This is a genomic window from Streptomyces yunnanensis (assembly GCF_029011865.1).
Taxonomy (GTDB): Bacteria; Actinomycetota; Actinomycetes; order Streptomycetales; family Streptomycetaceae; genus Streptomyces; species Streptomyces yunnanensis.
Genome location: NZ_CP095749.1, coordinates 4752214 through 4766350, shown reverse-complemented (window position 1 = coordinate 4766350; position 14137 = coordinate 4752214). Strand labels below are relative to the sequence as shown.

Sequence of the window (14137 nt, the reverse complement as noted above, 5' to 3'; positions counted from 1 at the left end):
GCTATCCGCGAGCTGGGCATTCTCTCTAATCCTGGCCGGTGTGCGCGTACGGCCGCCAGGTGGTGAAGATGCTGCGGGCCTCGTCAGGCCAGCTGAAGGGCATCCGGTCCAGGCTGACCCGGCGGAAGGCGAACCGCGGATCGCTGGTGTTGATTACGCCGCGGTGCTGGCCGACGTGGGTGAGCAGGCGGCTGGCCTCGTCTCTGACGGCTGGCGTCTGTTCCTGCCAGGTGCCGGAGGTGAAGTGGTGGACCCGTCGTCGGAGGTCGTCCAGGATGCCCGAGCGCCACTTGAAGTGGTGAACCGCGCAGATGCGGTCGGCGTCCGGCCGGTGACCGGGTGCCCGGTGGTTGCCGGAGGCCACGGTGACGTCGTGGCGGGCGAGGACGATCTTTCGTGGGTCACCGTGCAGGAGCCGGTGGGTGAGGTGGCCGCCGAGGGGATAGGCGAGGTCGAGTCCGTCTTCTGGGCTCCAGCCGGCCAGGTGTCCGCCCGCGGCCACGCGGTCGAGCATCAGCCCACCGACCACGCGGTGGCCGGACCTCTCGGCCCGGGTGATGACCTCCGGGAGAGGGGCGGGGTACTGATGGAACTCGTCGGCGTCGGCGAGCAGATGCCAGCCCGGTCCGGCCTTGTGGCGAAGAGCGTCGCGGAGCTGGGTGTTGGTGTGCTCGTGCCACGGGCCGGTGCTGGTGCCGGTCGGGATGATGCCCAGCTCGCGGCTGGCGGACTGGAGTTCATGCCGACGGGCGTCGGGGACGTGATCGGGAAAGTGGAAGGCGAGCAGGATTCGCTCGATGCCCAGCCGCTGGTAGTGGCGGACCCAGGCGGTCAGAAGAGGTGGCTCGACGGGACCGATGACAGCGATCAGAGCGGGAGGCGTGGTCAGCATCGGGACTCCTTCGTACGCAGTGAGGCGAAGGTCCGGGTGAGGAAGTCGGCCTGCTCGGCGGCGGTCCACATCCCCAGCAGGCCCGGCGCCTCGGGGCCGGGCCGTTCGGGCGGCTGGCGGATCACGGCGTGCAGGGCACCGGCGAGGCCGTCCGGGTTGCCGGCGGGGAAGGTCAGGGCCCAGGGCTGGCTGCGCAGGCGGGCAGTGAGATGCGGGTCGTGGTCGGAGACGATCAGGGGGACGCCCAGGCGGGCGGCGTCCATTACGAGCCCGGATTCCTTGCCGACGCCTAGGCGCCGGGCGACCAGGGCGGCGTCGGCGGTGCCGTACACCAGCCGCAGCACGCTTTCCGCGACGGGGCCGACCACGAGATGCAGGTGAAGATTGGGCAGGTCCCGCCACCGTTCCAGTACGGCTGTGTCGAGCGGTTGGCCTGTGACCACGAGGTGCAGCGGTTCGGTCAGGCGGGTCAGCGCAGCGCCGACGGTGGCGATGTCCTTGTACGGCCACCAGCCGCCTATCAGGCACACCACAGCTTCGGCGGCGGGGATGTCGAAGGCCGCCCGGCCGCCCTCGCGTTCGGCGGCAGTCAGGCGGCGGCCGTCGTCGACCGCGAAGGCCCTCACCACTCCGGGCAACTCAGGGAAGGCCGCGGCGAACTGATCAGCGACGGCCTGAGTCGGGTACACCGCAACAGTCCGCTCCTCGCCTCGGCGGGTGAGCCCGCCGAGCAGCCGCACGGCAGCGTCCTCGGTGGTGACCTGCTCGTGGACGAACCGCAGGTGCGGCTGGCCGCCGAGGAGAGCGGCGGCCCCGTGCAGGGCCTCGCTCGCGGTCAGGATCACCACCGCCTCTGCGCCGGGTTCCAGGTGGCGGGCGGTCCGCAGGACGGACGCTTCGGTCAGACAGCGGGCCACCAGGGTGACCTGGTGCGGCAGCCGCCGCAGACAGCGGGGCCAGCGGCGCGAACAGAAGACCCTCTGCCCGATCGCCGCGAGCCCGGCCGCGAGCCGGGAGGCGGCCAGCAGCACGGTTGCCAAGTGCGTAGTGGGTGCGGTCACCAGCCGGGCTCCTGCCTCGCGCAGGGCCGTGACCGCGTCGCGGGCGATCCCGTTCGGAGCGATGACCAGGCTGCCGGGCCGAGCTTGGGCGAGTGCCACCAGCGTGCGCTGATGGTGCCCGCCCAAGCGGTCGGCGTACGGCTCGATGAGTACAAGGGGGCTGCCGATCATCCGGCCACCGCCTGATCCCCGTGGGCGGCGGCGAACCTGCTCCGCAGCCAGGACGGATCGTTGAGGTGGGCGAAAACCTTCGGATCGCGGGCAGCCGCGCGGGCGAAGGCGACGCCCTCCCGGGCCCCTGCCGCGGCGTAGGCGGCGAACTCCCCGTCCCGGCTGTTGATCCATGCCGCTACCCGGTGGCGGGCGTCCTCGCCCGCCATGCCGTACTCACTGCCACGAGCGAGCATCCCGCACTCGCGGAAGCCAGCCTTCCAGGCATGGAAAGGGCTCTGATTGAACCGAGAGACACCCGCGGCCTGTTCGGCGAACTCGACACGGCCGGGCAGCGCGGCCAGCACATCCACCGCCTCGCCCATCTCGCGCAGGGCACTGCGGCGGATCAGCTTCAGCCCGCCGTAGCCGTAGGTCAGGCCGTTGACCGGATTGACCGCCCGCCACACCCGCATCGACACGCTCTCGCCCAGGGGCTCGACGGCAGCCGGGGCGAATCCGGTGTCGATGGCGAAGTCGCCATCGGCGAGAAAGAACTGCTCGCGGTCGACGACCTCGGCGCACAGCCGGTAGGCCCGCCGCATCCCGTGCACGCCGTGCAGACGCTTGACCGTGCCGCCGAGCGTCCGCTGAAGCCGGGAGTGCAGGCGGTCGGCCATCGGCTCGTCGTAGGAGAGGAAGACCGCATCGAATTCGGTCACGAGAGCGCCTTCAAGTAGCGGCCGGCGACCAAGTCGGGAGCGAAGTCGGCAGTGGAGGCGTGAGCCCGCTTGGCGTGCACGGCGTGGAACTCGTCGTCCGTGGCCAGTCGTTCGGCCAGGCTGACGGCCTCGGCCGGAGTGGTGAAGCACAGCTCGGGGTCGATGTGCTCGGCGAGCCAACCCAGGCGCGGGGCGATGACCGGCAGGCCCATGCCCTGGCAGTCGATCACGCTCATGGACCACGGGCAGCCGGGCCTGAACGGGGCGATGCCGAAGCGGGCGTCGGCCAGCAGATTCCTGTAGCGGACGCGGTCACCCCGGTCGGAAACGACCTGGACGTGTGGCAGGGAGGCGAGCTGGTCGCGCATCCGCTCGGGGCTGCCGTCCAGTTCCGTACGAGCCGCCCGGCGCCGGCCGAACAGGTCCATGACCCGGAGATGCACCGCACCGGAGGCCACCAGATCGCGGGCCAGGTGCACGAACTTCGCGGTCCCGTAGTGCGCGTACAGCCGGTGGTTGTAGACCCCGATCGCAGCAGCGCCCTGCCGACGTTGGACCGCGGCGGGGTCGCGAACCAGCCGCTCGTCACGCGGTGCTGGCACCATTCGCAACCGGTCACCGAGGTCCACCGTCGTGCGGGCGGCGGCGGCCGACACCCATGAGGCGGCCGTCGAGGAGTGGACCATCACCCGGTCACAGGCCGCCAGCCCGGCGGCGAACGCCAGCAGCACCGGGCGCCCCATCCCCAGGTCGTTCAGCGACGGATCGAGCAGGAGCTGACCGCCACCGCTGAAGGAGAACGGCAGGTAGTGGCAGTAGCCAGCCAGCAACGCCTCTGATCCGGCCTCCAACAGAGCCGTGCGGATCGCCGGAGCCTCCTCGATCTGGTTGGCCACGACCGCATCCGGCTTCTCGGCGCGGATCAGTGCCACCAGCTCGTCGATGTCCGCGGAGAAGCGGGCGCGGTACTTCGTCCCCGGCACCTTCGTCTGGTGGAAGCCGCAGCGGGTATCCCCGGCCGCAGCCGGAGCCGCGACAGTCACCTCCGCGCCGGCATCGGCCAGAGCGGGGGCGAGAAGGTCCGCGAAGATCCATCCTGAATCCGCGGACAGCTGGTCAGGGTTGGAGATGTTGAGCAGGTACAGCACGCGCATGATGCGTCGCCTCCCTCGTCTGCCCGGAAGGGTCGATCCGGGTCGGTGAGGGAAGGAAACCGGCGACGTGAGCCGTGACGGGATGATGAACTGGGATCACTCACGGTTCACTCATGCTCACCAACGAGGACGCGGGGCGGGGCTTCGATGGACGCGCAGGAAGACGAGATCACCGTTGAACGGGCGGCCGAGAACTTCGCGGCAGAGGTCGCGCGGTGGCGGGAAGTGCGAGGCATGTCCAAGCGGGCCTTAGCGCAGGCCATGGGCTTCGACCCCTCGTACGTCAGCCACATGGAATCCGGCCGCCACCGGCCCCGTGAAGAATTCGCCCGGCTCGCCGACGAGGCCCTCAACGCAGGGAAGGCGATCTGGCGACGGTGGTGCGACTACGAGCAAGCCAAGGCCAGGGAGGGGCAGGCCCGGCGCCCTCCCACAGCCACGCCGGCCCCGCGCAGGCCCGAGCAGCCGTACGCGACCGGCTCTGCCCTCGTCGTCGAGCACGACGCCGCCCGACTCCAGTACGACGGCCGCTGCTACCGGCTCACGATGCGACGGCTGCTACGGAACACCGGCGAAGAGCCGGTGACCCGCTACCTGATCCGCATCTCCGTCGACCGCTACCCCGGTGACCCAGAGCGGTCCAATGCCCACTACCGAGCACACCCGCTGACCTGGCACGAACTCGACCTCACCGCCACCTGCCGGGGCGAGGCGATGCGCTGGCAGGCCAAGCACGACCGCGACGCCTTCAAGGAAGTCTGGCTGCTCTTCGACAACGAACACGGCCGCTTCCCGCTCTACCCCGGCGAGTCCGTGTGGATCGAGTACGCCTACACCGTCGGCGACGACAAGTGGGGCAACTGGTTCCAGAGGGCCGTCCGCCTCCCCACCGAGCAACTCGAAGTGCAGCTCGTCTTCCCCGCCGACCTCGACCCGGTGGTGTGGGGCACCGAGACCTCCATGACCGCCGAAGCCACCCCGCTACGCACACCTCCTGTCCGCAGTGACGACGGCGACCTACGGCAATTCACGTGGATCACGACCACACCCGCCCTGCACGCTCGGTACCGTCTGGAATGGCGGTTCCGGGCACAGCCCGAACCCGACACAGACCAAGGGGAGTTCAGGTGATCGACGTGCGGCCCAGCCAGCAGATGCGAGACCTCGGGGTCGTCCAGCGCGGTGCCGGCATCCTCGCCGAACCGGCCCGCGGCTTCGACCTGCCCGCCGAGCGAGACGTGGCCGAGCACGTCGTGGACGAGTTGTTCGCCGCCATGGCGCGAATCGGCCAAGTCCACCCCTTCGCCAAGGGCATGGGCATCGCCGCCCCACAGATCGGCATCGCACGTGCCGCCGCTGTCGTCCAGCCTCCCGGCGACGCCCCCGCCATCATCCTGCTCAATCCGAAGATCACAAGCAGTGCTGACGAGGCGGACGAGCAGTATGAAGGATGCCTGAGCTTCTTCGATGTCCGCGGCCTCGTCCCCCGTCCCCTGAAAATCACGGTGGAGTCCACGGACCTGGCCGGCGAAACCGTGCTCACCGCTTACGAACGTGGCCTCGCCCGCCTCATCCACCACGAGGTCGACCACCTCGACGGGCTGCTGTACACCGCCCGGATGCGGACGGGAGTCGACCCGATTCCCGTGGGTGAATACCGGCAGACCGGCCGGGCCTGGGCGTACGAGTAGGCCACCAGTGGCCCGGTTCGCGTGCAGTGTCCCGCTGTATCGGCGACAGACCCGCGGCTGTCCACCGGGTGACGCGCGATCTCGGCCGCCGAGCGATAGACAGGAAGGGTGGCGGACAGCAACGAGCCGGACGACGGCGCCAAGGACGAGGCCCAGACCGCGCTGTGTGATCTGTGCGGCACCGTGATCTCGGACGGTACCGAGTGGTATGCCGTGGTCCCGGATTCGTCGTCGATCCACGCCGTCGACGCGAAGTTCGACGGTAAGCGTGTGGTCGTCGGGTGTACGAAGGAGCACCTGGCCGAGCTGGTCGAGCAGTACGAACACCGGCCGTTCGTTCAGAGCGAGCTGTGGGCCGGGAAGATCGCCAGGGCTGTGGAGAAGCACAGGGGGCGGATCAGCAAGGAGGTCCTGGCCGGGGAGACTGGGCTGACCCCGGAGCAAATCGCGGAAGGGGTGGCGTGGGAGAACCTGGACTACCTGCGCTGGCGCCAGCAGTTCGGCGATGACGGCCCGGAGCCGACCTGGTAGGCAGGCACAAGCCTGTCGGTGTTGCTGTCACAGGACATCTGCATCGTCTGCCCAGTGCCAGGGAAGCTGCGACGCCCGGTCCCCGCCGCCCGGAAAGCGGGCGCTGGCAGCTCTGGGCACTTCCATACGGTCTCCGGTCAGTCTCCGAGGCCGGCTTCCTCCAGATCGAGGGCGCGTTGGAGGCGACGCCGGGTGCTGTTACTGATCTTGTTGGCCTCGTAGAGCTGCTGGAATTCAGCCGTCTCCACCGCGATCAGCGATCGGCGGATCTCTCGGTAGGCGTCGTCGAATCGGGCGGCTGGGCCTCGGGTGCCGCCTTCGCCGTCGTCGTCGACCTGCCGGAGGCGGGCTTCGATGTCCGTTCTTCCCGGACACCGCATCCGTGCGCCGGCGCTAGCTGGATAGTGAAGGAATGCGTTGGTCAGTGACAGCGGTATCTGTCCAGTCCGACCTTGCATATTCGGCTCGCGGGCTCCGTAAGCGCGCTGTCGCGCCGTGGAGTTCCTTCCGCCGTCGTGCGGGCCGGACGAGCTTGAGGTGGCCGTGGAACAGGAGCGTGCGCGCTGGGCGGGGTTAGGGGGGTGTGAGGGCGTCGAGTCGTGTGGCGAGGTCGGGGTGCGCGGTGGTCAGGTGGGGGCGCGTGGCGGTCAGGGGGGCGACGAGGTCGGTCGGGTCGTCCTGGGCGAGAGCCGCGTGGAGTTCCCTGAGCGGGTGGCGGGCGGCGGGGGGCAGGTCGGTGAGTGCGGTGATCTGACCGGCGAGGCGGCGCAGGTCGGCCGCGTTGGCGCGGGCCCAGGTGGAGGTGGTGCGTTCGGCGGCGCGGGCCTGGCGGGTGGCCGTCACACGCTGTTCGCCGGTGGTCCCCGCCGGGCCGGGACGGCCGCGCAGGTAGCGGCGCTCGGCGGCCTGGCGGCTGGCGACGCCGAGGGGGTGGGCGAGGTCGGCCCAGCTGGCGCCGGCGTCGCGGGCGGTTTCGATCAGGCCGGTCTCCCATCCGGCGAGCTGCTCGCGGACCTGCCGCAGCAGCATCAGGGAGGCCAGAGCCTGCTCCGGGGCCGGCCCGGAGCCGGGGGTGTCGGGGGGCTCGTGCCGGGCGGTGTGCAGGGCGTCGTCTATGGCGTTAAGGGCCGCCGCGGCGGCGAGGAACGACGCCGGGCTGTGGGCGTCGGTGCTGGACGAGGACGGCTGGTTGGCTGGGGTCATGGGCACCTCCCTCTCGTTGTCATCATGTCGACGACATCTTGTTTGTCATCCATTGGATGACATGTTACAACGGTGTCAGTGAGGCGCATTGGCAGTAACTGCCTGAACCTGCTGGAGGTGTTTTCACGATGTTGATGCGCACTGACCCCTTCCGTGAGCTGGACCGGCTGTCCCAGCAGCTGATGGGCCCGGGTACCTGGTCGAAGCCGTCGGCGATGCCGATGGACGCCTACCGCGAGGGCGACCAGTACGTGGTGGCCTTCGACCTTCCCGGCGTCACCGCCGAGGCGATCGACATCGACGTCGAGCGGAACATGCTCACCGTCAAGGCCGAGCGCCGGCCGGTGACGAAGGGCGACGACGTGCAGATGGAGCTGTCCGAGCGGCCACTGGGCGTCTTCTCCCGCCAGATCATGCTCGCCGACACCCTCGACACCGAGCACATCACGGCCGACTACGACGCGGGCGTGCTCACCCTGCGCATCCCGATCGCCGAGCGCGCCAAGCCCCGCAAGATCTCCATCGGCGTCGGATCCGGCCACAAGGAAATCTCCGGCTGACACCAGCCGGACGGGTGCGGAGGACGGGCACCTTAAATCCCCCTCAGCCCGCCCTCCGCACCCCCTGGGCAGTCCGAAGAAGGGGTGGTGGCCGAGATGACTCTGCGACGCGAAGCGTTCCTCGCCCACGTGACCGAACGCGGCGAGTACGGCACTGTGGAGGAAGCCGAACGCGCGGCCCGGGTGGTGCTCGCCCTACTCGGCGCGCACCTGGTCGGCGAAGTCCGCGCCCAGCTCGCGGCCCGCCTGCCGGAGGAATTCGCCCTGATCCTGCTCAACCCGCTGCAGAGCGCCGAACCGCTCACGCCGGAGCGGTTTGTGCGGGCGACGGCGGCCTGGATCGAGGGCGCCACCGAGCAGACCGCGACCTGGGACGTCAGCGCCGTGCTGTCCACGGTCGCCGACACGGCCGGCGACGACCTACTGGCGCAGATCCTGCTCCAGCTCCCCGACGGCTACGACCTGCTCTTCGGCCGCCCCCAGCCCACCTGACCCACACCTCGGTGCCACATCGGCATCACCCGACCCTGGCTCCACGAAAGGCATGCACCGCAGTGATCACCGACGTGCACGGACCGCTTGAGCACCAGCAGCCGTACTCGACGGCGTACGAGCAGATGCTGGAGAAGGTCCGCTACGAAGGCGCCTACCCCACCCGCGAGGAGGCCGACGAAGCCGTCCGCCTGGTCCTTGCGGGGCTGGGACGCCAGCTGACCGGCGACGAACGCGTCGACTTGGCCGCCCGGCTGCCCCTGGAGGCCGCACGCGTCCTGACCGCGCAGATCCCCGACACCCAGCCCCTGACCGGCTGGGCCTTCGTCAAGGACCTCGCCACCCGCCGCGGCGCCTCCATGGCCACCACCCGCTGGGACACCGGATCCGTCTTCTCCGCCGTCGTCGCCTACGCCGGCCCCGACCTGATCACTCGCATCCTCCACCAGCTCCCCAGCGGCTACGCCCTGCTGTTCGGCCGAGCCGAACTCAACCCCGCCGCATAGACAGCCACTGCGGGGCGTGGTGCGGACGACCGGCCCCAGGCTGTTGAACGAGCCAAGAACGCGATCTCCCTCGACAACTGACTGTCCCGCCGAGGGCGTACCGCAGAGGGGCAGGCCCGCCTATCCGTATGTGCTGCCCGCGGGCACACCCAGGGCACAACGCACCGAAAAACCCTGCGGACCAGTGGGAACCACCGAGCGTAGTTTTCCCTGGTCCGCAGGGTTTTCGCGGTAAAGCCGCAGGTCAGCCCCCACCCCACCCCATTTGATCCTCAAGTGGCGGGAGGGGGCGGCGCTTCCGATGGCGTCGTGATCGCGCGCTTTCAGAGTGCCGGGAGCCCGATCTCGATGGCGAGCGCGCCAAGGGCTTCCTTCTCGGGCCCGTAGATGGTGCGGATATTGGCGAGCTGCTGTTCGCGGCTGGCTGTTGGGTCGATGTTGGCCGGCCCCTCACCGTCGAGCAGGGCCTCGAAGTCCGGGTACTCGGTGACGCGCTTCACGCGGACGTCGCAGGTCTCCTCGGTGCCCTTGATCCGGAAGCGGATCGTGTCGTCTGCGGCGAGGCCGGCGAGGTGGGGGTATTTGACCCGGACCTCGATCGTCTTGGTGCCGGCGGCGACGAGTGCGAAGTACTGGCGGTAGAGGTTCAGTTCGCGGTGGCGAGGGGTGCTGTGCGTCATGGGGTGGGAAGGTTCCTCGTCTGTGGCGCGGTCATCATGAGGCCGATCTCTGCGGCCGAGTACGAGCGGAAGAAGTGCCGCGGATCGGAGAGCAGAACCCCGGCCAGGCCGAGCAGGCGCTCGACGTACTCGGACAACGAACCGGGCCACTTTCGGGCGTCGAGCATCCAGGGCTCGGCGCCTTCGGGCAAAGCTGTCTGCCCTCGCCGGATGAGGGACTTGGACAGCTTGGCGCCGGTGTCGGTGACCACCTGCGGGCAGAACATGCGGGCGGGGAGCTGTTCGGGGGTGAGTCCGATGGCTTGCATGGCGCCGTCGACGAGCTGTGCAGGGACGGGAGTCCGGCCGCCGGCCCCTGGCCAACATGAAAGCCGGCGCCTTCCTTGACCTGAAGCGCCGGCTTCTGGCCCTCGGCGCGAATCACACGGCCCTGGCTCTCCTGGACGCCGCCATGGACGCCGACCGAATCATCGAGGCCACCCTCGCCCCACCGGAGAGGTCCGATCCGCACCCTCTCGCCGAGTGGGTCCACACACGCGACACCGCCCACATGATCGCGTGGGCCGTGAACGGCACCCCGCCACCGGCGTTACGCGGCCGGAGTCCGTCCCGACGCGGACCCGTAGCGCCGACACCACTGATGGGCGCCCAAGACCGCGACTCCTTCTTCGCAAACCTGCGGGACGCGGTCGAAGCCGCCGCCCAGGGCGGGGACACCCTCCTGCGCGGCCTCGCCCGCGGCTTCGAGGAGTCACCCGGCTATGTCGACCTGTACGCCCACTCCCTGTGGGCACTGCTGACCGCGCACACCTGGCTGCCACAGGCGTCGCCGGCGCTGGCCCGCTCTCTCGCCGGACGGGTGGCGCGGATACTCGACGCTGGCGTGATCTCCCCACGATCCCGGCGCGAACTCGGCGCCGTGCCCTACGTTCTACGCGATCAACCGCACTGACACCGGAGGGCACCATGGCGGACGAGACGATCAACGCGCGGGGCACGGCTGGGTACCTCCTGGAGATGGGCATGCTCAAGCGTGCCAAGCGCACCGGCTGGTGGATCGCCGGTGTCAAGGACCCCGAGAGCATCGCCGAGCACAGTTTCCGCGTCGGCATCATCGGCGCTGTCCTGGCGATGATGGAAGGCGCCGACCCTGCCAAGGTCGCCCTGATGTGCCTTTTCCACGACACCCAGGAGACTCGCGTCGGCGATATCCCCCACATCGGCCGCCGCTACGTCGAAGCCGCCTCCAACGAGAAGGTCACCGCCGACCAGGTCTCCGCCGCCCACCCGGCGGTCGCGGCCGGCGTCCAGCGAGTGGTCGAGGAGTACGAGAACGGCGACTCCCTCGAAGTCGTCGTCGCCCACGACGCCGACAAGCTCGAATGCCTCGTCCAGGCCGTCGAATACCGCGAACAGGGCTGCGCCAACGTCCAGAACTGGATCGACACCAGCGTGGCCAAGCTCAAGACTGCCTCCGCCCAGGCCCTTGCCGAGGCCGCGCTGAACATGTCGTCGATCGAGTGGCAGAAGACGTACCTGGCCTGACTAAGGACGGCTCCTCTATAGCGGTCCACGTAGAGGATCGTCGCGGTCACTGCCATATCTGCCCTGCCCGCTCCGTACCGTCTGGAATGGCGATGTTCTTCCCGGACACTGCATCCGTGCGCCGGCGCTAGCTGGACAGTGAAGGAATGCGTTGGTCAGTGACAGCGGTATCTGTCCAGTCCGACCTTGCATGTTCGGCTCGCGGGCTCCGTAAGCGCGCTGTCGCGCCGTGGAGTTCCTTCCGCCGTCGTGCGGGCCGGACGAGCTTGAGGTGGCCGTGGAACAGGAGCGTGCGCGCTGGGCGGGGTTAGGGGGGTGTGAGGGCGTCGAGTCGTGCGGCGAGGTCGGGGTGCGCGGTGGTCAGGTGGGGGCGCGTGGCGGTCAGGGGGGCGACGAGGTCGGTCGGGTCGTCCTGGGCGAGAGCCGCGTGGAGTTCCCTGAGCGGGTGGCGGGCGGCGGGGGGCAGGTCGGTGAGTGCGGTGATCTGACCGGCGAGGCGGCGCAGGTCGGCCGCGTTGGCGCGGGCCCAGGTGGAGGTGGTGCGTTCGGCGGCGCGGGCCTGGCGGGTGGCCGTCACACGCTGTTCGCCGGTGGTCCCCGCCGGGCCGGGACGGCCGCGCAGGTAGCGGCGCTCGGCGGCCTGGCGGCTGGCGACGCCGAGGGGTGGGCGAGGTCGGCCCAGCTGGCGCCGGCGTCACGGGCGGTTTCGATCAGGCCGGTCTCCCATCCGGCGAGCTGCTCGCGGACCTGCCGCAGCAGCATCAGGGAGGCCAGAGCCTGCTCCGGGGCCGGCCCGGAGCCGGGGGTGTCGGGGGGCTCGTGCCGGGCGGTGTGCAGGGCGTCGTCTATGGCGTTAAGGGCCGCCGCGGCGGCGAGGAACGACGCCGGGCTGTGGGCGTCGGTGCTGGACGAGGACGGCTGGTTGGCCGGGGTCACGGGCACCTCCCTCTCGTTGTCATCATGTCGACGACATCTTGTTTGTCATCCATTGGATGACATGTTACAACGGTGTCAGTGAGGCGCATTGGCAGTAACTGCCTGAACCTGCTGGAGGTGTTTTCACGATGTTGATGCGCACTGACCCCTTCCGTGAGCTGGACCGGCTGTCCCAGCAGCTGATGGGCCCGGGTACCTGGTCGAAGCCGTCGGCGATGCCGATGGACGCCTACCGCGAGGGCGACCAGTACGTGGTGGCCTTCGACCTTCCCGGCGTCACCGCCGAGGCGATCGACATCGACGTCGAGCGGAACATGCTCACCGTCAAGGCCGAGCGCCGGCCGGTGACGAAGGGCGCCGACGTGCAGATGGAGCTGTCCGAGCGGCCACTGGGCGTCTTCTCCCGACAGATCATGCTCGCCGACACCCTCGACACCGAGCACATCACGGCCGACTACGACGCGGGCGTGCTCACCCTGCGCATCCCGATCGCCGAGCGCGCCAAGCCCCGCAAGATCTCCATCGGCGTCGGATCCGGCCACAAGGAAATCTCCGGCTGACACCAGCCGGACGGGTGCGGAGGACGGGCACCTTAAATCCCCCTCAGCCCGCCCTCCGCACCCCCTGGGCAGTCCGAAGAAGGGGTGGTGGCCGAGATGGCTCTGCGACGCGAAGCGTTCCTCGATCATGTGAAGGAACGCGGCGAGTACGGCACTGTGGAGGAAGCCGAGCGCGCGGCCCGGGTAGTGCTCGCCCTGCTCGGCGCGCACCTGGTCGGCGAGGTCCGCGCCCAGCTCGCGGCCCGCCTGCCGGAGGAATTCGCCCTGATCCTGCTCAACCCGCTGCAGAGCGCCGAACCGCTCACGCCGGAGCGGTTCGTGCGGGCGACCGCGGCCTGGATCGAGGGCGCCACCGAGCAGACCGCGACCTGGGACGTCAGCGCCGTGCTGTCCACGGTCGCCGACGCGGCCGGCGACGACCTGCTGGCGCAGATCCTGCTCCAGCTCCCCGCCGGCTACGACCTCCTCTTCGGCCGCCCCCAGCCCACCTGACCCACACCTCGGTGCCACATCGGCATCACCCGACCCTGGCTCCACGAAAGGCATGCACCGCAGTGATCACCGACGTGCACGGACCGCTTGAGCACCGGCAGCCGTACTCGACGGCGTATGAGCAGATGCTGGAGAAGGTCCGCTACGAAGGCGCCTACCCCACCCGCGAGAAGGCCGACGAAGCCGTCCGCCTGGTCCTTGCGGGGCTGGGACGCCAGCTGACCGGCGACGAACGCGTCGACCTGGCCGCCCGGCTGCCCCTGGAAGCCGCACGCGTCCTGACCGCACAGATCCCCGACGCCCAGCCCCTGACCGGCTGGGCCTTCGTCAAGGACCTCGCCGCTCGCCGCGGCGCCTCCATGGCCACCACCCGCTGGGACACCGGATCCGTCTTCTCCGCCGTCGTCGCCCACGCCGGCCCCGACCTCACCACCCGCATCCTCCACCAGCTCCCCACCGGCTACGCCCTGCTGTTCGGCCGAGCCGAACTCAACCCCGCCGCATAAACAGGCAGTGCGGATGGCGTGTCCTCTCGTCGCCCGGGGAGCGTGGCTGCCCGCCGGCACACCCAGGGCACAACACACCGAAAAACCCTGCGGACCAGTGAGAACCACCGAGCGTAGTTTTCCCTGGTCCGCAAGGGCCTGTCGCGGGGGTTGCCAAGCGACCCGCCCCGTGCTGCCCTGTTTATCAAGTGGCCTACATCTAGGGGGAGTTGTGGCTACCTTTCGCAACGCGTGCGGCGAGTGCCGCTACACCACGCCCTGGCTCACGGAGTCCGAGGCGGAACGGCGGATCATCGATCACTACGCCCGCCACCATCCACATCTCGTACCGGGCGGTGCCCAGCAGATCAACGGCGGCGGTGGCGGCGGTGGTGGGTGCGGCGGGTGCGGTGCCCTCCTGCTCGGGCTGTTCGTCCTGATCGTCATCATCAGCCTGGCCGGGCAGAAGTAGGGCGG

Annotated in this window: 20 protein-coding genes and 1 pseudogene; 12 read left to right on the top strand and 9 right to left on the bottom strand. The window is 69.7% G+C overall.

The annotated features are described in order from the left end of the window. Positions 1–25: 25 nt before the first annotated feature. From MOV08_RS20615 to MOV08_RS20600, 4 genes are read right to left on the bottom strand one after another with little or no spacing between them, the layout of a single operon-like run. Entirely contained in the window at positions 26–892 is an 867-nt protein-coding gene (locus MOV08_RS20615) for a glycosyltransferase family 2 protein (RefSeq protein WP_073444239.1), read from the bottom strand. Next, positions 886–2124 carry a glycosyltransferase family protein gene (locus MOV08_RS20610; protein WP_275308461.1) on the bottom strand — a complete coding sequence of 413 codons (1239 nt, stop codon included), beginning with the start codon at positions 2122–2124 and terminating at the stop codon, positions 886–888. Before MOV08_RS20610 ends, MOV08_RS20615 begins: the two co-directional genes overlap by 7 nt. After that, positions 2121–2825, bottom strand: coding sequence for a hypothetical protein (locus MOV08_RS20605; RefSeq protein ID WP_079181871.1), 705 nt, complete (start codon positions 2823–2825; stop codon positions 2121–2123). The genes MOV08_RS20610 and MOV08_RS20605 overlap by 4 nt, the downstream gene beginning before the upstream one ends. Continuing rightward, complete coding sequence (locus MOV08_RS20600; protein WP_073444241.1) at positions 2822–3979, bottom strand: glycosyltransferase family protein; 1158 nt, start codon at positions 3977–3979, stop codon at positions 2822–2824. Before MOV08_RS20600 ends, MOV08_RS20605 begins: the two co-directional genes overlap by 4 nt. A 147-nt stretch (positions 3980–4126) precedes the next feature. On the opposite strand from MOV08_RS20600, the gene MOV08_RS20595 reads away from it, so the two are divergent. The 3 genes from MOV08_RS20595 to MOV08_RS20585 all read left to right on the top strand — a co-directional run bounded on the left by MOV08_RS20595 (position 4127) and on the right by MOV08_RS20585 (position 6201). Then, the gene (locus MOV08_RS20595) at positions 4127–5110 is read left to right on the top strand and encodes a helix-turn-helix domain-containing protein (protein ID WP_208622180.1); all 984 of its coding nucleotides are present in this window, start codon (positions 4127–4129) and stop codon (positions 5108–5110) included. Continuing rightward, on the top strand, positions 5107–5670 hold the full coding sequence (locus tag MOV08_RS20590) for a peptide deformylase (protein ID WP_208622181.1): 564 nt from the start codon (positions 5107–5109) through the stop codon (positions 5668–5670). Before MOV08_RS20595 ends, MOV08_RS20590 begins: the two co-directional genes overlap by 4 nt. 108 nt (positions 5671–5778) lie before the next feature. After that, the gene (locus MOV08_RS20585) at positions 5779–6201 is read left to right on the top strand and encodes a hypothetical protein (protein WP_073444242.1); all 423 of its coding nucleotides are present in this window, start codon (positions 5779–5781) and stop codon (positions 6199–6201) included. Between the two features lie 137 nt (positions 6202–6338). Here the strand turns inward: MOV08_RS20585 and MOV08_RS20580 are convergent, their stop codons facing one another. After that, positions 6339–6581 carry a hypothetical protein gene (locus MOV08_RS20580; protein ID WP_073444243.1) on the bottom strand — a complete coding sequence of 81 codons (243 nt, stop codon included), beginning with the start codon at positions 6579–6581 and terminating at the stop codon, positions 6339–6341. Between the two features lie 193 nt (positions 6582–6774). After that, positions 6775–7404 (bottom strand): type III effector protein, encoded by a 630-nt coding sequence (locus MOV08_RS20575; protein WP_073444244.1) that lies wholly within the window; start codon positions 7402–7404, stop codon positions 6775–6777. Between the two features lie 128 nt (positions 7405–7532). On the opposite strand from MOV08_RS20575, the gene MOV08_RS20570 reads away from it, so the two are divergent. From MOV08_RS20570 to MOV08_RS20560, 3 genes are all read left to right on the top strand, one after another. Beyond that, positions 7533–7964, top strand: a complete 432-nt coding sequence (locus MOV08_RS20570) for an Hsp20/alpha crystallin family protein (protein WP_039634537.1) — start codon at positions 7533–7535, stop codon at positions 7962–7964. 96 nt (positions 7965–8060) lie between these two features. Then, a complete protein-coding gene (locus tag MOV08_RS20565) occupies positions 8061–8456 on the top strand; it encodes a DUF2267 domain-containing protein (RefSeq protein WP_073444508.1) in 396 nt (131 codons plus the stop codon). A gap of 62 nt (positions 8457–8518) precedes the next feature. Beyond that, complete coding sequence (locus MOV08_RS20560; protein ID WP_073444245.1) at positions 8519–8962, top strand: DUF2267 domain-containing protein; 444 nt, start codon at positions 8519–8521, stop codon at positions 8960–8962. Positions 8963–9285: 323 nt separating this feature from the next. On the opposite strand, the gene MOV08_RS20555 is transcribed toward MOV08_RS20560, so the two are convergent. Beyond that, entirely contained in the window at positions 9286–9642 is a 357-nt protein-coding gene (locus MOV08_RS20555; RefSeq protein ID WP_275308460.1) for an ASCH domain-containing protein, read from the bottom strand. Beyond that, positions 9639–9950: a hypothetical protein gene (locus MOV08_RS20550; RefSeq protein ID WP_338057180.1), complete on the bottom strand. Its 312-nt coding sequence runs from the start codon at positions 9948–9950 to the stop codon at positions 9639–9641. The genes MOV08_RS20555 and MOV08_RS20550 overlap by 4 nt, the downstream gene beginning before the upstream one ends. Before the next feature lie 143 nt (positions 9951–10093). Here MOV08_RS20550 and MOV08_RS20545 point away from each other — a divergent pair, with 143 nt between their 5' ends. Together MOV08_RS20545 and MOV08_RS20540 are read left to right on the top strand one after the other, a co-directional pair. Continuing rightward, the gene (locus tag MOV08_RS20545) at positions 10094–10594 is read left to right on the top strand and encodes a hypothetical protein (RefSeq protein ID WP_275308459.1); all 501 of its coding nucleotides are present in this window, start codon (positions 10094–10096) and stop codon (positions 10592–10594) included. A 14-nt stretch (positions 10595–10608) separates the two neighbouring features. Next, a complete protein-coding gene (locus MOV08_RS20540) occupies positions 10609–11187 on the top strand; it encodes an HD domain-containing protein (protein ID WP_039634540.1) in 579 nt (192 codons plus the stop codon). Positions 11188–11494: 307 nt separating this feature from the next. Here the strand turns inward: MOV08_RS20540 and MOV08_RS20535 are convergent. Then, positions 11495–12123, bottom strand: a pseudogene (locus tag MOV08_RS20535) (type III effector protein). 128 nt (positions 12124–12251) lie between these two features. Here MOV08_RS20535 and MOV08_RS20530 point away from each other — a divergent pair. From MOV08_RS20530 to MOV08_RS20515, 4 genes are all read left to right on the top strand, one after another. Continuing rightward, entirely contained in the window at positions 12252–12683 is a 432-nt protein-coding gene (locus MOV08_RS20530; RefSeq protein WP_275308458.1) for an Hsp20/alpha crystallin family protein, read from the top strand. A gap of 96 nt (positions 12684–12779) precedes the next feature. Beyond that, entirely contained in the window at positions 12780–13175 is a 396-nt protein-coding gene (locus MOV08_RS20525; RefSeq protein WP_039641235.1) for a DUF2267 domain-containing protein, read from the top strand. Between the two features lie 62 nt (positions 13176–13237). After that, the gene (locus MOV08_RS20520; protein WP_275308457.1) at positions 13238–13681 is read left to right on the top strand and encodes a DUF2267 domain-containing protein; all 444 of its coding nucleotides are present in this window, start codon (positions 13238–13240) and stop codon (positions 13679–13681) included. Between the two features lie 211 nt (positions 13682–13892). Next, positions 13893–14132, top strand: coding sequence for a hypothetical protein (locus MOV08_RS20515; protein WP_039634533.1), 240 nt, complete (start codon positions 13893–13895; stop codon positions 14130–14132). The last annotated feature ends 5 nt before the right edge of the window (positions 14133–14137 follow it).

Excerpts from the sequence above, each read along its gene's own strand:
- MOV08_RS20615 (WP_073444239.1), bottom strand. The coding sequence starts at position 892 with ATGCTGACCACGCCTCCCGCTCTGATCGCTGTCATCGGTCCCGTCGAG.
- MOV08_RS20610 (WP_275308461.1), bottom strand. The coding sequence starts at position 2,124 with ATGATCGGCAGCCCCCTTGTACTCATCGAGCCGTACGCCGACCGCTTG.
- MOV08_RS20600 (WP_073444241.1), bottom strand. The coding sequence starts at position 3,979 with ATGCGCGTGCTGTACCTGCTCAACATCTCCAACCCTGACCAGCTGTCC.
- MOV08_RS20595 (WP_208622180.1), top strand. The coding sequence starts at position 4,127 with ATGGACGCGCAGGAAGACGAGATCACCGTTGAACGGGCGGCCGAGAAC.
- MOV08_RS20580 (WP_073444243.1), bottom strand. The coding sequence starts at position 6,581 with ATGCGGTGTCCGGGAAGAACGGACATCGAAGCCCGCCTCCGGCAGGTC.
- MOV08_RS20575 (WP_073444244.1), bottom strand. The coding sequence starts at position 7,404 with ATGACCCCAGCCAACCAGCCGTCCTCGTCCAGCACCGACGCCCACAGC.
- MOV08_RS20570 (WP_039634537.1), top strand. The coding sequence starts at position 7,533 with ATGTTGATGCGCACTGACCCCTTCCGTGAGCTGGACCGGCTGTCCCAG.
- MOV08_RS20565 (WP_073444508.1), top strand. The coding sequence starts at position 8,061 with ATGACTCTGCGACGCGAAGCGTTCCTCGCCCACGTGACCGAACGCGGC.
- MOV08_RS20555 (WP_275308460.1), bottom strand. The coding sequence starts at position 9,642 with ATGACGCACAGCACCCCTCGCCACCGCGAACTGAACCTCTACCGCCAG.
- MOV08_RS20550 (WP_338057180.1), bottom strand. The coding sequence starts at position 9,950 with ATGCAAGCCATCGGACTCACCCCCGAACAGCTCCCCGCCCGCATGTTC.
- MOV08_RS20545 (WP_275308459.1), top strand. The coding sequence starts at position 10,094 with ATGGACGCCGACCGAATCATCGAGGCCACCCTCGCCCCACCGGAGAGG.
- MOV08_RS20540 (WP_039634540.1), top strand. The coding sequence starts at position 10,609 with ATGGCGGACGAGACGATCAACGCGCGGGGCACGGCTGGGTACCTCCTG.
- MOV08_RS20530 (WP_275308458.1), top strand. The coding sequence starts at position 12,252 with ATGTTGATGCGCACTGACCCCTTCCGTGAGCTGGACCGGCTGTCCCAG.
- MOV08_RS20525 (WP_039641235.1), top strand. The coding sequence starts at position 12,780 with ATGGCTCTGCGACGCGAAGCGTTCCTCGATCATGTGAAGGAACGCGGC.